Annotated in this window: 12 protein-coding genes; 7 read left to right on the top strand and 5 right to left on the bottom strand. The window is 64.4% G+C overall.

The features are described from left to right. Positions 1-3: 3 nt before the first annotated feature. From D9C15_RS28625 to D9C15_RS28615, 3 genes are all read right to left on the bottom strand, one after another. The gene (locus tag D9C15_RS28625; RefSeq protein WP_128002611.1) at positions 4-375 is read right to left on the bottom strand and encodes a hypothetical protein; all 372 of its coding nucleotides are present in this window, start codon (positions 373-375) and stop codon (positions 4-6) included. A 13-nt stretch (positions 376-388) separates the two neighbouring features. Continuing rightward, positions 389-1,453: a nuclease-related domain-containing protein gene (locus D9C15_RS28620; protein ID WP_128002609.1), complete on the bottom strand. Its 1,065-nt coding sequence runs from the start codon at positions 1,451-1,453 to the stop codon at positions 389-391. Positions 1,454-1,549: 96 nt separating this feature from the next. Then, the gene (locus tag D9C15_RS28615) at positions 1,550-2,464 is read right to left on the bottom strand and encodes a tyrosine-type recombinase/integrase (protein ID WP_310734517.1); all 915 of its coding nucleotides are present in this window, start codon (positions 2,462-2,464) and stop codon (positions 1,550-1,552) included. Positions 2,465-2,675: 211 nt separating this feature from the next. Between D9C15_RS28615 and D9C15_RS28610 the strand changes: the two genes are divergently transcribed. From D9C15_RS28610 to D9C15_RS28595, 4 genes are all read left to right on the top strand, one after another. Further along, a complete protein-coding gene (locus D9C15_RS28610; protein ID WP_128002605.1) occupies positions 2,676-4,838 on the top strand; it encodes a KAP family P-loop NTPase fold protein in 2,163 nt (720 codons plus the stop codon). 210 nt (positions 4,839-5,048) lie between these two features. After that, positions 5,049-5,261, top strand: a complete 213-nt coding sequence (locus tag D9C15_RS28605; RefSeq protein ID WP_128002603.1) for a hypothetical protein — start codon at positions 5,049-5,051, stop codon at positions 5,259-5,261. An 11-nt stretch (positions 5,262-5,272) separates the two neighbouring features. Then, positions 5,273-8,044, top strand: a complete 2,772-nt coding sequence (locus tag D9C15_RS28600) for a type I restriction endonuclease subunit R (RefSeq protein WP_128002601.1) — start codon at positions 5,273-5,275, stop codon at positions 8,042-8,044. Further along, positions 8,041-9,570, top strand: a complete 1,530-nt coding sequence (locus D9C15_RS28595; RefSeq protein WP_128002599.1) for a restriction endonuclease subunit S — start codon at positions 8,041-8,043, stop codon at positions 9,568-9,570. Before D9C15_RS28600 ends, D9C15_RS28595 begins: the two co-directional genes overlap by 4 nt. A gap of 39 nt (positions 9,571-9,609) precedes the next feature. Here D9C15_RS28595 and D9C15_RS28590 read toward each other — a convergent pair whose 3' ends face one another. After that, positions 9,610-10,035, bottom strand: coding sequence for a PIN-like domain-containing protein (locus D9C15_RS28590; protein ID WP_128002598.1), 426 nt, complete (start codon positions 10,033-10,035; stop codon positions 9,610-9,612). Positions 10,036-10,056: 21 nt separating this feature from the next. Then, positions 10,057-10,746 (bottom strand): DUF433 domain-containing protein, encoded by a 690-nt coding sequence (locus D9C15_RS28585; RefSeq protein ID WP_164886897.1) that lies wholly within the window; start codon positions 10,744-10,746, stop codon positions 10,057-10,059. Between the two features lie 206 nt (positions 10,747-10,952). On the opposite strand from D9C15_RS28585, the gene D9C15_RS28580 reads away from it, so the two are divergent. The 3 genes from D9C15_RS28580 to D9C15_RS28570 all read left to right on the top strand — a co-directional run bounded on the left by D9C15_RS28580 (position 10,953) and on the right by D9C15_RS28570 (position 15,029). Continuing rightward, positions 10,953-12,428, top strand: coding sequence for a class I SAM-dependent DNA methyltransferase (locus tag D9C15_RS28580; protein WP_128002594.1), 1,476 nt, complete (start codon positions 10,953-10,955; stop codon positions 12,426-12,428). Between the two features lie 1,084 nt (positions 12,429-13,512). Beyond that, on the top strand, positions 13,513-14,649 hold the full coding sequence (locus D9C15_RS28575; RefSeq protein ID WP_128002592.1) for a phage integrase N-terminal domain-containing protein: 1,137 nt from the start codon (positions 13,513-13,515) through the stop codon (positions 14,647-14,649). Next, entirely contained in the window at positions 14,646-15,029 is a 384-nt protein-coding gene (locus tag D9C15_RS28570; RefSeq protein ID WP_128002590.1) for a hypothetical protein, read from the top strand. The genes D9C15_RS28575 and D9C15_RS28570 overlap by 4 nt, the downstream gene beginning before the upstream one ends. Positions 15,030-15,108: the final 79 nt, after the last annotated feature.

The following is a 15,108-nucleotide window of genomic DNA, read 5'->3' as shown; positions in this document are numbered from 1 at the left end:
GCGCTACGCATCCGATCCCTTGCGATCTTCCAACTGGCGAGCCAACTCGACCCTTCTCACCGGGTCGCCATCGAGCGCGATGTTCCACAGCAGTTCTCGCTCAGTGTCAGTCCGAGCGTGGTCCGGGCTCACAGCTGCCAACTGCACTGGCCGGTTCCCTGCTGGTCGGCCGCCGTACCGCTCCAGTTCCACGTCCATCAGCCAGTTGAGGAACGCAGAGTCGTCCGAGGGCTCGGCGTAGTAGCGCTTGCACTCTCGCACGTAGTCCTCCAGATCGGCCACGGTTGCGATGGCCGTCGGCTCGAAGCCCGTGATCCGGGTCCACCGCCGGATGTCGACTTCGCTGAGCGTCAGCCGGTTGCCGTATCGAATCATGGCCAGACCCTCATTACCCGGTTCGCAGTTCATCCACATGCGGCAGCGCGATGACCGACGGTCGGATCTGCCCCGCCTCGTGAAAGTACACGCAATCGTCCATGCCGACCGACGTGGTGGGCAAGAGATCGCCTCGCATACGTCCGAACGGTGCCAGACCCACGAGTGGCACCAGGCCCCACAGCTTGCCACGCCACCAGTGCAGCGAGGCCTTGCGGCAGGCCGGGAGCGCGCCGATGCGCCGCCCGTCGACCCGAACCCAAATCAGGTCCCCGATGAGTTCGCGCCCGCCGTGCAGCCGGACGACATCCCACGTGCGGAGCTGGCCGACGACCTCCGCGATCCTGGTCGTCGTGGCAGGCGTCATCATCTCCAGGAGACCCTCGGTCAGCTTGGAGGCGGTGGCAGGCTTGGCGCATCGCTCGATCAACTTGGCCAGCAACAGCTCCGATCCGGACACGCCGCGGCCGAACCGCGAACCCGCAACTTGCAAATCGTAGAGCGTCACCACATTCGGATGCGCCGCCAAACGCTCGTCGAGGTCGAGCCTCGGGTGGGTGAAGACAACGAACTGGCTGAACCGCTCGCGCGGCACATCCAGACCGGCGGCCTGCAGATGCTGGCGCAGCGCCCGCGCCTTGCTGTCGTTGTGCGCGACCAGACTGTCGAACACCTGCAATTCGCCCGAGCGCCGCTGGTAGACCCACTGGTCTCCGTCCAGTCGCAGGGTGCCGCTCCAGTGCTTGACCTCGACAATCGCGATGCGCCTCGGCGTCACCACGATCAGGTCGATCTCGTAGCGCCCTGCCGCTGGGTTGGCGGGATCTCGCGGCACGCGCTTGCCACCGAAGATGTGCCCGAAGCGCGACGACTGGTGTCGCCCCATGACACGCCGCAGCGACAACTCGCCCCGCGCGCCGGCCAGGACCTCCGGCAACTCGGCGTGAATGCGAACACGCATCATCTCGTGCCAGTCTTCCAGGCGACGCTCCCAACTGGGATCGGCGGGCCGCAGCTCGGGCACGCCAGGCAGCCGAAAGTCCTCGAACCTGTCGTCGTCAGATGGAAAGTCAGTCAAGGGCGTCGCTCCAGCAAGTGAACCTGCCGGGATGCTTGCCCTGGATCTCAAGGCTTCAAGGGGCGGTGCGCGGGCGGGGACCGCCTCCGCCGCACCTCAGATGCCGATCCGCTCCACCTCGTCGAGCTTGATCTGGTCGCCGCGCCGGTCGTACAGGCCCGTCGTGCGCGATGACTCGTGGTTGGCCATCTGCTGCGCGATCTCCAGCTTGCCGCCGTTCAAGAGGTACTCAGTGATGCCGGTCGCGCGAAACGAGTGACACCCGATGGCCGTGGCGATGCCAGCAGCCTCAGTGCGCCGCCGGATCATCCGGTACACGTCGGCCTGGGACATCGGCCGCGAGGTCAGCGTGTCGGTGGCGGCCCGTGCCGACCTGAAGAGCGGACCGCGTGGATCGTCGGCGATGCCGGCGGCCTCCAGGTAGTCGAACAGCCACTCCTCCAGCCGGTGGTGGCACGGCATCTCGTGGCGCTTGCCGCCCTTCTCATCCAGCCGCACCCACAGGCGCCGCCGCTGGGTGTAGACATCCTCGACGCGCAGCCGCGTGACCGCGCCGACGCGCGCGAAGGTGTAGACCATGGTTCCGATCAAGGCCCGATCGCGCATGCCCACCAGGGAGTCGGCGTCGATGGACTCGACTAGGTCGCGCACCTCGCTCGCCGACAGCACAGGCGTCTTGCCGGTCTTCACCGAGTAGCGCGGCCCGCGGACCGCCGCCGCCGGATTGATCGGCATCACCTGCCCCACCACCAGCCAGTCGAACAGCGAGCGCAGCGCCGCCAGGCGCTGCTTCACCGACGGCGCGGCCAGGTCGAGCTGCTCGACGTACAGCGCGACGTGAACCGGCTGCACCTGGCGGATGTCGTCGATGCCGAAACGCGCGCACCAGTCGGCGAAGTGCTGCCCGGCCCGCGCGTAGGCTTTGCGCGTGTTCGGGTTGCGGATGTGCGCGGTGAAGAACTCCAGCGTGCGGGCCTTGGCGCGGGCGTCAGGCGCGAGGAGCGCCGGCACGGGCGCGGCGGGCAGGAGTTCGAGCTGGGACGGGGCGAACATGGCAGTCGAAAGGGCTGTGATTGATAACGTCCTTTATCAGTCATAGCTATGCGGTCTCAAGGCTGCAATCTCAGGGCCGAACCGTTTTCCAGGTCAAGCCTCCCGATGCCGGGCAAGGGCTGGAGCCTGCCGGTGGCATAGTCACTCGTCCTCCGTGTTGCACGAAGCCATGACCGAGCACCTACCCTACAACGATCAGCCAATCGAAGCTCCAGACGAAGACCGCTTCGGGGTTGATCCGTTCGCTCGCGCTCTCGCCGCCAGCGTTCTAAAGATGAAGTCACCGCAGGGCGCTGTGATCGGACTAAATGGCCCTTGGGGGTCGGGAAAGAGCAGTGCAGTCAATCTGTGCAAGCATCATCTGCGCGAAGCGGTCAAGACGAACGAGCTTGTCGTCATCGACTTTGCTTGCTGGTGGTTCAGAGGCGAGGACGCATTGGCACTCGCGTTCTTCCGAGAGTTGTATGCAGGCCTTGGCCCGAGTCTCGGTGAGAAGGTTAAGAAGAAGCTGCCAAAACTTGGCGCTCGCCTGCTTCGTGCCGGCGCGCTCGTCGGCAAAGTCGCAGAGGCCGCAGGAGCGGTCATTGCCGGAAGTATCGCCGAGAAGGGCATGGAGTGGCTGGCAGGCCTTATAGAACAGGATGAAAGCGTCGAGACGCTTCACGCGGAGCTGTCAAAGGCCCTGGCCGAACAGAAAAAGCGCTTCCTCATCGTCATCGACGACATCGATCGCCTTTCTCCGGACGAGGCCCTGCTGATCTTCCGGCTGGTCAAATCTGTGGGTCGTCTGCCGAACGTCATGTACTTGCTCGTCTATGACCGCCTCCTGGCAGAGAGGATCGTCAGTGAGCGTTACCCGTCGGAAGGTCCGCACTACTTGGAGAAGATCGTGCAGGCCTCGTTTGAGTTGCCGGATCCATCGGCACTCGACGTCCAGCAGCACCTGCTATCGCTCATTGAGTCGATTTGCGGCGCTCCGGCCGAGCCAGACATGGTCCGCTTCATGAACATCTTCTATGAGGCAATCTCGCCGGCGATGCGAACGCCTCGCGATGTCACTCGCTTCACGAATTCTCTGAGCGTATCTTGGCCCGCCGTGGCAGGCGAAGTAGACCGAGCCGATTTTCTGGCACTCGAGATGCTTCGGCTCCTTCATCCGACCGTCTATCGTGCGATCCGCCAAAACAAGGAGCAGCTAAGCAATGTAGGCCGAGGGGAAGGTCGGGATCGCGCGGCACCGGCTCAACGCTTCAATGAGACCTTCTTCGGCACCACACCCGCACCTGACCACGAGAAGATCCGACGGCTGCTGATGCGACTCTTCCCCGCACTGGAGTCCGCCTGGGCAAACATGAACTATGGCGACGGGTTTGCGCGGCAATGGGCTATGGAGCGCCGAGTCTGCTCACCTGACCACTTCGACTCCTACTTCCGATTTTCGATCGGAGACGAGGTCATTCCAAACACTGAATTGAATGCGTTCCTGGCCCAGGCGCACGAGATCGAGTATGTCAAGGACACCTTTCGCCAAGCCGTGGCGACGATTCGCCGATCTGGTGGTACCAAGGCCGCTGTGTGGCTTAGCGAGTTGACTACTCATGCGGCGCGAGTGGAACGAGGCAAGGTCCAGCCGTTGCTGACGGCGCTATTCCAGATTGCAGATGAGATCAACGTTGAAGCTGACGCCGCGAAGGCTTTCAGCATGGGTAGCAACGAACTCCGTCTTCATTGGTTACTGCGTGCCCTGACGAGGGAACGAGTGCCGCTCGATGAGCGATCGAAGATCTTCAGAGAGGCTTGCGCCACGGCATCCCTTGGGTGGCTTGCCGACTTCACGCGCTCAGCTTGGAACGACTATCACCCACGAGATGGCAAAGAGCGAGAGCCTCCTGAGAATTGCCTAACCACGGAGGAAGACGCAGGGCAACTGCGTACTCTGCTCCACTCCCGAATCAAGGAAGCCGCAGGCGATCTGACTCTGCTTGCCCACCGCGATTTGCCATTTCTCTTGCACTGGTGGATGGAACTGGAAAACGACGAAGGTGCTTTGGTTCGAGCGTGGACCACGGCGGCGTTCTCCACCGATGACGGAGTCCGGCTGCTTTCTAAGGCCTTCACTTCCTATGGCTGGACACAAGGGATGGGCTTCGCGGGCATGGGCGATGTCGTCGCGAAGCGCATCACCAGAGTCAGCACGAAAGGCATGAGCCGCTTGATCGATTTGGATCTGTTCCGCCCACGAGTCGAGGCAGTCGCCGCGAGCAACACCTACCCCGAGGTCACCGAGTTCCTTGAAGCTTGGCGGCGAGCAGACAACGGGCGAGATGACTAGTTCGGTGGACCGAAGTTCGTTCTTCGTCGAACTGGCAGATCGAGTTCGACTCATTCGATGCGTATTGGCCCAGTACGCCCGATGGAATCAGTCTCCCGTTCCGCTCGGGTGGCAATTGCGAATCAGGTGATTCGAAGTGTTCATTGCCACACAGCGTCTCCGCGTCTACCAATACGCATTTCTCGCAGGCTACACTCCGGCGACCCGCCAATGACCCGCGCCCAACTCAACCTCCGAGTCAGCGAGCAACTCGAACGCGCCATCGACGAGAAGCGCATCGAGCTTCGCGCGTCGCTGGGGTCGATCCCTTCGCGTTCCGAGGTGCTTCGACTTGCCTTGGCGGCGTACCTCGGCATGTCGCTCGATGACACCGAAGTCGACCGCCGATCGACGACCGGACCTACCAAGCGCAAGGCACGCTGAGTTCGCTCGCCATGGCAGTCACACCCGAAGCCCAAGCTCGAGCCGCGATCGATTCGCTGTTGGTGGCCGCGGGGTGGGCCGTCCAGGACATGGCGGGCTTCAACCGCCATGCCTCCGAAGGCGTCGCAGTGCGCGAGTTCCCCCTGCCGAGCGGCCCGTGCGACTACCTGTTGTTCGTCGGCGGCAAGGCCTGCGGCGTGATCGAAGCGAAGAAAGCAGGCGTCACGCTCAGCGGCGTGGCCGAGCAGGCCGCGCGCTACATGCAGGATCTGCCGGATCACCTGGCTCGATGGGCCGATCGCCTGGTGTTCGACTACGAATCCACCGGCGACGAAACCTACTTCCGCGACACCCGCGATCCCAAGCCTCGCTCGCGGCGCGTCTTCGCCTTCCATCAGCCGTCCACGCTGCATGCCTGGCTGAAGGAGGCCGACACGCTGCGCGCTCGCCTGCGCCAGATGCCGCCGCTGGAGACGGCCAGCCTGCGTGACTGCCAGATCGATGCCATCACCGGCCTGGAAACCTCTCTGGCCGACGACCGCCCGCGCTCGCTGATCCAGATGGCCACGGGAGCCGGCAAGACCTTCACCGCCTGCAACTTCAGCTGGCGCCTGCTCAAGCATGCCAAGGCGAAGCGCATCCTGTTCCTGGTGGACCGCAACAACCTGGGCGACCAGACGTTGAGGGAGTACCAGAACTTCGACCCGCCCGGCGCCGCGCACAAGTTCGACAAGACTTACATCGTCCAGCACTTGCACGGCAATCGCATCGATCCGGACGCCAAGGTGGTGATCACCACCATCCAGCGGCTGTACGCCATGCTGCGCGGCGAGGAACTGGACGAGGCCGACGAGGAAGGTTCGGCGTTCGAGACCTGGAGCGATGCCGCCTCGGACGATGAGGGCGACTTGCGCCCCGTGGTCTACAACCCGGCCATCCCGATCGAGCACTTCGATGTCATCGTCACCGACGAATGCCACCGCTCCATCTACGGCCTGTGGCGTCAGGTGCTGGAGTACTTCGACGCCCACCTCATCGGTCTGACCGCCACGCCGTCTGCGCATACGTTGGGCTTCTTTAAGCGCAACTTGGTGGCCGAGTATCCGTACGAGCAATCGGTGGTCGATGGCGTGAACGTCGGCTTCGAGGTCTACCGCATCCGCACGCAGGTGACGGAACAAGGCGGCACGGTGGATGCCAGCTATCACGTGCCAGTGCGCGACCGCCGCACGCGGGCGCTGCGCTACAAGCAGCTCGATGCCGACTTGCCCTACGTGCGGCAGGACCTCGATGCCTCGGTGACCGTGCCGGACCAGATCCGCCTGGTGCTGCAGACGTACCGCGAGAAGCTCTTCACGGAACTGTTCCCCGGCCGCAGCGGCCAGTGGGTGCCCAAGACGCTGATCTTCGCGAAGGACGACAACCACGCCGAAGAGATTGTCAAAGCCTGCTGGGAAGTCTTCGGCCAGGGCAACGACTTCGCCAAGAAGATCACCTACCAGACCAGCGAGAAGCCCAAGGAACTGATCAAGGCCTTTCGCGTCGACCCGTTCCCGCGCATCGCCGTCACGGTGGACATGATCGCCACCGGCACCGACATCAAGCCCGTGGAGTGCCTGATCTTCATGCGCGACGTGAAGAGCGAAAGCTACTTCGAGCAGATGAAGGGCCGCGGCGTGCGCACCATCCACGATGCCAGCCTGCAGCAGGTGACGCCGGACGCGCAGACCAAAACCCGCTTCGTGCTGATCGACGCCGTGGGCGTCACGGAGGGCAAGAAGACCTTGTCGCAGCCCATGGAGCGCAAGCGCACCGTGCCCTTCGACAAGCTGATCGACCAGATCGCGCAGGGCCGGCGTGACGAGAACGCGCTGTCGTCATTGGCCGCGCGCCTTGCGGCGCTGGACCGGCAGATCGACACCGAAGACCGCCAGCGCATCCAACAGGCGGCCAAGGGCCAGAGCCTGAAGGCGTTGGCCCGTGTCCTGTTGGACGCGATCACACCCGAGGTCATCGACGCGGCGGTCATCCAGCGTCACGGCAGCGTGGAGACGGCCACCGCCGCGCAGGTGAAGACCGTCGAGGCCGACCTGCGCGACAAGGCCTGCGCGCCTCTGGACGACCCCGATCTGCGGAACCTGATCAAGGCCATCAAGAAGAAGACCGACATCGTCATCGACGAGGGCACACTCGACGTGCTGCAGGCGGCCGAGTACGACAAGGGCCAGGCCGAGAAGCGCACCACGTCTTTCAAGACCTTTATCGAGACGCACAAGAACGAACTGCTGGCGCTGCAGATCCTCTACAGCCAACCCTACCCGAAGCGCCGCCTCACCTACGCCTGCATCCGCGAACTGGCGGCCAAGCTGGCGGATCCCCCGCACCACCTGACCACGGCCGATGTGTGGCAGGCCTACAAGCGGCTGAACGCGGCGCTGGTGCGCGGCGCGCCCAGCGACAAGGTGCTGACCGACCTGATCAGCCTGGTGCGCTTCGCCACGGGACAGTCCGAGGTACTGGAGCCGCACGCGGCGCGCGTGGAGCAGCGCTTCAACCTGTGGATCGGGCGGCAGATCAAGGCGGGCAAGGCCTTCAGCGACGAGCAGCTGGCGTGGCTGAAGGCAATCAAGGACTACCTGGCCGCGAACGTGGAAATTGCACCGACCGACCTGATGCGCGACCAGCCGTTCAGCGACTGGGGTGGCGTGGTGGCGGCGCGGCGATTGTTTGGAACGGAGCTGAACGGCATGTTGGATGAGCTGAGCGAGGTGTTGGTGGCATGACGGCCGAATTGCCGCCGGGCTGGGCCCAGGCGAAGCTTGACGAGATCACACTGATCAACCCGCCCGGTGCATCAACCACCGTTCCCGACAGTCAAGAGGTGACTTTCGTTCCGATGGCCGCTGTTGAACCACTCACCGGCCACATTGATGTTTCAGGCACCCGAACCTTTGGCGAAGTGAAAAAGGGCTTCACACGCTTTCGTAACGGTGATGTGCTGTTCGCCAAGATCACGCCTTGCATGGAGAACGGGAAGATTGCCGTCGCTCGAGGCCTGCACGAAGGCGTTGGTTGTGGTTCGACAGAGTTCCATGTGCTTCGACCGAACGGCGCCGCGTTGCCCGGGTACCTTCGCTACTACTTGGTGCAGTCGTCCTTTCGCCGCGATGCTCAACGCAACATGCAAGGCGCCGTCGGTCAGCAGCGCGTGCCCACAGACTACCTGCGCGAGGTGGCGGTGCCGGTTGCACCACTGGCGGAACAAAAACGCATCGTCTCCCGCATCGAAGAACTCTTCAGCGAGATCGACGAAGGCGAGCGCGCGCTGGAGCGCACTCAAGAATTGCTGAAGCGCTATCGGCAGTCTGTCCTGAAGGCCGCTATCACGGGCGCACTGACCGCAGCGTGGCGGCATGCGCGGTCCAGTTCCGATGAGCCTGGCGAGGCATTGCTCGAACGAATGTCTGGCTCAACGAGGCATCGACGAGTGAAGGGTGACGTTCAGGCTCGGCCCGACGACCTGACAAGCCTCCCCATCCTTCCAGATGGATGGATCTGGGCTCGTGCTGAGGCAGTTTGTGACTTCATCACCAAGGGCACGACGCCACTGGCGAGCGCCATGCACAGCGAGCCTGTGGGCGTCCCGTTCATCAAGGTCTACAACCTGACCTTCGACGGTTCGCTCGACTTCACGATTGATCCGACCTTTGTCGACGCAGCCACCCACTCAAATGCGCTCTCGCGCTCAAAACTCCTCCCGGGCGACGTGGTGATGAATATCGTCGGGCCGCCGCTTGGAAAGGTTTCCATCGTTCCCGACACACATCGGGAATGGAACATGAATCAGGCCGTCGCCGTGTTCCGTCCGCTGGACGGGTTGGATAGGCACTTCCTCGCGTACTACCTGCTCAGCCGGGTCGCCCAGGACTGGCTCGCGTCCAAGTCGAAGGCAACCGTCGGCCAGGTCAACCTGACGCTCGAAATCTGTCGCGATCTTCCAGTGCCGATACCTCCGCCGGCAGAGCAGCACGAGATAGTCCAGTTGGCTGCGACGGAGCTTGCGCGCTTGGACAACCTCGCGAGTTCGCTCGTCGTCGAGACGGGCCGTGGGAAGTCATTGCGCCAATCTGTGTTGCAAGCTGCGTTCTCCGGTCAACTCGTCCCGCAAGATCCGACGGACGAACCTGCGTCCGCTCTGCTCGCCCGCCTTGCCGCAGTTGGACGAGGCGGCACCTCCGCCGCACCTCGCCGCCGTGGACGCCCCTTCGAGCGCGCCGCATCGAATCGGAGAATTGAGTCGGCTGGATAGGCTCGCAGGCACCGGCACGAGATCCGATTTGAAGCTGGCTCAGGTTCGCGCCGGCACCCACAAGACCACGCGGCCCGGAGCATCCGCCCGCAGCGCCAGTTCCTTGGGTGTGGGCCGCTGGACCTTGGCGATGTAGGGTGGCTCGTGCGCGTCCAAGAACGCCGCGATGCGCGGCAGGGTCTGTACGAACCACTCTGCCAATTGCGGGAACGGCGCCTGGCCCTGCACCACCAGCAGCGGCACGCGGTGGCGCATCACGGCGGCCAGTTCGTTGGGCTTGTAGCGGATGCGCTCGTCGTGCGTCAGCACGATCCAGCCACGGCGGCCCACCTCGGGCAGCCAGACCTCGTCCGGTGCATCGGGCGCGAAATGGTCCGCGTGCCGTTCCACAGTGAGCCCGGCTTCACGCAGGCGGGCCGGGAACTGCTTGCCCAGGTCGCGGTCGGTGAAGAAGACGCGGCTCAAGGCCTATGAATCGCGGCCTCGTCAGGCCGCGCGTTCGTACAACGCCGCTTGCTCGATGTCCGCCTGCGTCACGTCGTAGTCGGCGGCCAGGTCATCGACCGACTCGCCGGCGTCCAGCCGTTCGGCGATGGTGTGGGTGGACACGCCCTGCGCCACCAGCACCGGGCGGCCGAAGGCGATGTGGGCGTCGATCGCGATTGGCCGCCGCCCGTCGAGTGTCGCAGTCGGGTAGGGGTACAGGCGCACGGGGAACTTCCACTCGTCCCACTCGACGCGGGCCAGATGATCCTCCAGCGCCTTGCGTATGGCGATCTGGCCCGAGGCCGAGAGGTCGATCAGTTGGCCGTAGTGATCCAACAGCACTTTGCCACCATGCGTGCGCAGGTCCTCGCGCAACAAGAGCCGGTCAATCTTCAGCGTGCGCTCGGCGTAGGCGATGGAGTTGCGAAGCGCCTTGATCGACACACCATGCTCGGTGCGCAGTGCGCGCAGCACATGGGCCTCGATCAGGTTGAAGAACGACAGCAGCGGCGGCTTGCCCCGGGCGGGCTTGATCAGCGCCTTGAAGCGGTTCTGCCCTTCAGCCACGGGGTAGTCGCGACCCACGGCCCACGCGCGCAGCGTGGCCTGCGGCAGCTTGAGATAGCGTGCAGCCTCGGCCAGGGTATAGGCACCCTGGTGGCGGATGTCGGTCTTGTCGAAGGTGGCCATGGAGCAAGGAGGAACCATCATTCTCTGCCCAATCGGCTGGGGGCGCCACGAAGGAATGCCATGATCCGGCCTCGGTTCTCGCCGGCGCGGGCTTGTTATCCGTCGCCGAAGAAAACAACGCTGCGCGAGATCATAAACGCTTGTAAATCAACGACTTGCGCCGATGGTTCTTTTCCCGGCGGCCCCCTGCCTTTCAATTCGACTCGATGAGCAACGACTACACCGCCCTAGTGGGCAAGGTCTGGAACTACGCCCACGTCCTGCGCGGACATGGGATCCACTACGGCGCCTACGTCGAACAGATCACCTACTTGCTGTTTCTGAAGATGGACCAGGAGCGTGCCGAACTGCTGGGCGAGCCCAGCACCATCCCGGCCGCGTGGCGCTGGGACAAGCTGGCGCCGCTGGCTGGCGACGAACTGGAGATCCAGTACCGCCATGCGTTGGAAGCGCTGGCCCGCGAGAAGGGCCTGATCGGAACGATCTTCCGCGGCGCGCAGAACAAGCTGACCGACCCGGCCAAGTTGAAGCGCGTGGTGTCGCTGATCGACGCCGAAACCTGGATCGGCATCGGCGTGGACGTGAAGGGCGCCATCTACGAAGGCCTGCTGGAGCGCAACGCCGCCGAAGTGAAGAGCGGCGCGGGCCAGTACTTCACGCCGCGCCCGCTGATCCAGGCCATGGTGCATGTGCTGGCACCGCGCATCGGCGAAACCGTGCACGACCCGGCCTGCGGCACCGGCGGCTTTCTGCTGTCGGCCTACGAGTACATGAAGGAGCACGGCGGCGCACAGGCGCGTGACCGCACGGCGCAGCGGCGGCTGCGCGAGCAGACCTTCAGCGGCAACGACATCGTCGACGAGGTGGTGCGCCTTTGCGCGATGAACCTCTACCTGCATGGCATCGGCAACGGCGAAAGCCCGATCCGAAGCACCGACGCGCTGGCCGCCGACCCCGGCGAGCGCTATGACGTGATCCTGACCAACCCGCCCTTCGGCAAGAAGAGCAGTTACAAGGTGATCGGCGAAGACGGCGAGGTCGACACCGAGCGCGAAGACTACGAGCGCGAGGACTTCAAGTTCACCACCGGCAACAAGCAGCTCAACTTCATGCAGCACATCATGACGGTGATGAGCAGCGACGGGCGGGCCGGCGTGGTGCTCCCCGACAACGTGCTGTTCGAAGCTGGCAGCGCGGGCGAAGGCATCCGGCGGCGCTTGCTGGAGCAGTTCGACTTCCACACCCTGCTGCGCTTGCCCACCGGCATCTTCTACAAGCCGGGCGTGAAGGCCAATGTGCTGTTCTTCGACAAGCGACCCCCGCGTGCCGACGGCAAGCCGAACACGAAGGCGCTGTGGATCTACGACTTCCGCACCAACCTGCACTTCACGCTGAAGAAGAACCCGCTGGACACCAAGGACCTGCAGGACTTTGTGGCCCGCTATCAGGTCGGCCAGTTAGGCCAGCGGCGCGAGACCGAGCGCTTCAAGAAGTTCGAGGTCGATGAACTGCTGAAGCGCGACAAGCTGAACCTGGACATCTTCTGGCTGAAGGACGAGAGCCTCGACGACGTGGACAGCCTGCCGACACCCGATGTCATCGCAGCCGAGATCGTCGAGAACCTGCAGGCGGCGCTGGAGGCCTTCCAGGCCGTGGCCGATGAGTTGGCGGTAAAGCCCTGAATTTGGCCTTCTGGCAGCCTCCGAGAGGGGGCGGCACGCCTCCAATGTCCGACCCATGTGGCAAAGGCTCTCGGTCGATGGACCCCTTCAGCCAGCCCAGCTGCCGCCGAGGTAGGACCACTTTGTCCGCCTGATTTGTCGGCCTCGTCCGCGCCCAACTAGAGGCATGGCAGAAGAAGGTCAAGCCCGAGGGGAAGACGGCATCGTCAGTGCTGCACGGCGTCTTGTCGCACCTAATTGCATCTCTGCCCGGATCAAGTGGTCGGTTCCTGCCCGATGAACATGCGCCGCGTTCCCGGCGCTGTTGACATCACACACCCGCTTGCGTTCAACTCTCAATCAGCCCTGCGGTGCCTGCAGCAGGACGTCAAGTCAACAGCAGGCCGGACGCTGCCACCGAGCGCTCAGCCGCTGAAGCAGCCGTTAGCGGTCGTGACCCGCACTTCCATCGCGTAGCCTGCTTAGACGAGTTACGCGGCCGTGCAAGACGCGGCCCCCATCCCTCTGATTGATCCGCATCCCCGAGATGCGATGCGCTGCCAGGCTCGCCCGCGAGCACCTGCAGCCACACCCCGCAATGCGTTCGCGTTGCGATCCCTGAATTCCCTCGTCACGGCCACTGCCCTTGCGGGCGTTCGGCCGGCACGCGCTGCAATTGCGCAGCATGCCGGCCGAAGACCACCATGACCCTGCACGCCCTCGGTGGAAGGGGGCGCGTCCAGCAGGAGCCGAGGGATCAACTCTGCTTGCCCACTGCATGACCAGTTGAACCTGGTCGCCACCGCAGCCCCGACTTCGAAGTCAGGCGGCTGCGCGGTCTGCGCCATGAGCGCATCGATGACCTCGTGCGGAAACGCGCGCGTGTCGTCCGGGCAGCTTCCGATTTTTTAAGACCTCCAGCGGCCGGCTCGGCCGCACTTTTGGACGAACCCTTCCAGCATCGAGGCCCGCTGGATGTGGACACCGCTCTTCGCCTCCGCGCCGCTTCGAGACGGAACACCTTGACGTGGCGCGCCCCAACGCCGTGTTCCAGGTAGGCCATCGACCCCGGCTGGCTCCCTGGGTCAACCACTTGGAGATCGATATGGGTTCGAAGACAAGACAACGCGGCAGGCACGAACTCCGCAAGCAAGCAGGTGAAGGACGCGACCCCGCTGCGGTGCTGGCGTCGCTGCCGATCGGCACGAGCGACTGGAAGCGTGTGCTGGACGCCATCGTCAAGCAGCACAACAGCCAGCACGCCAAGCTGTACAAGGTGGTGTCCTTCAAGACCATGAGGGACCGCGAGTACTTCTACTTCAGCTTCTTCAACGAACTGCGCACTCACACGACGTTCCGGGAGGCCGACCCGCGCGTCCTCAAGCAGCGCCATGTGCAGGCGGTGGTAGCGCGCTGGCTGCAGCGCGACATGGCCACCGCCAGCATCCACAACTACCTGTCCTTCCTGCGCACCTTCGCGGGCTGGATCGGGCGGCCCGGCCTGGTGCGCGAGGTGGCCTTCTACGTCGGCGCCGATTCGCCGCACGTGCACCGCAAACAGGTGGCGGTGGAAGACCGCAGCTGGACGGCCCATGGTGTCGACATCGAAGCCAAGATCGCCGAGGTGGCCGCCTTCGACCCGTGGGTCGGCCTGCAGTTGGAGATCTGCTACCGGTTCGGTGCCCGGCCCAAGGAGGCACGGCACTTCCGGCCACACGGCGCGCTGATCCCTCGGGAGCTGGCCTTCGAGCGCGACGCCGCGGCCTACCCGGAGTGCGAGGAGTTCGTGCGCTTCGCACAAGGCACGAAGGGTGGGCGCCCGCGCGACGAGCCGCTGCAAACCGAAGAGCAGCGCGAGTTGCTCACGCGGCTGCAGTCCGTCGTCGCCAAGGGCTGGTACGTGGGTGAGCCGGGTCGCACGGCAGCACAGAACCAGGACCGCTTCTATAACGTGCTTCGGCGGTTCGGCATCACTCGCAACGCGCTGGGCGTTACGGCACACGGTCTGCGGCACCAGTCGGCGAACGATGGCTACGAGGCTGACACCGGTGCACCCTCCCCGGTGCGCGGCCAGCATGAGCGCCCGGAGAACGATGCCGATGCGCGCTACCGGACGGCCATTCGCCTGGGTCACTCGCGTCTGCGATCCAGCACGTTCTATGTAGGCACGATGGGCAAGGCGGGCCAGGCCGATGCGCCCGCGTGCGCGCCCGAGGGCGCCCCTGTGGAGCAGTCGTCATGAGCCGCGGCCTGCCCCTTTCCGAAGCCATGGCGCATGTCGGTCTGAAACGCCGGACCTTCGACAGCCTGATCCGCCCGCGTGTCACGCCGATCCGCGTGGGCACCAGCCTGATCTTCGACGTGTACGACCTCGATCGCGCCTTCGACGAGTTGAAGGCGGCCTCGCAGGCGCCGGACACCTCTGCCAGCGCCTCCGAGCCGGCGCAGAATGCGCGCAGGAACGGACGGCCCATTCCACAGAAAGGAGTTGAACCATGGGCCGATCAACACGGGGGATCCACCCCGACGAAGGCGGTACCTGGCAGGTCGACAAGATCTGGCGCGGCACTCGATTTCGCCAGCGCGGTTTCACAAGTGCTGGCGAAGCGCAGGCCTGGCTGATCAAGCAGCTCGAAGAGCTTCGCACCGTGACGCTTCACGGTGCGCGGCCCAAGCGCACGTTTGATCAGGCCGCGGCGCA

The sequence above is a fragment of the Piscinibacter defluvii genome, from assembly GCF_004011805.1.
In the GTDB taxonomy this organism is placed as follows: Bacteria; Pseudomonadota; Gammaproteobacteria; order Burkholderiales; family Burkholderiaceae_C; genus Piscinibacter; species Piscinibacter defluvii.
Note: the sequence above shows the minus strand (reverse complement) of the source record. Positions and strands in the feature narration are given on the sequence as shown.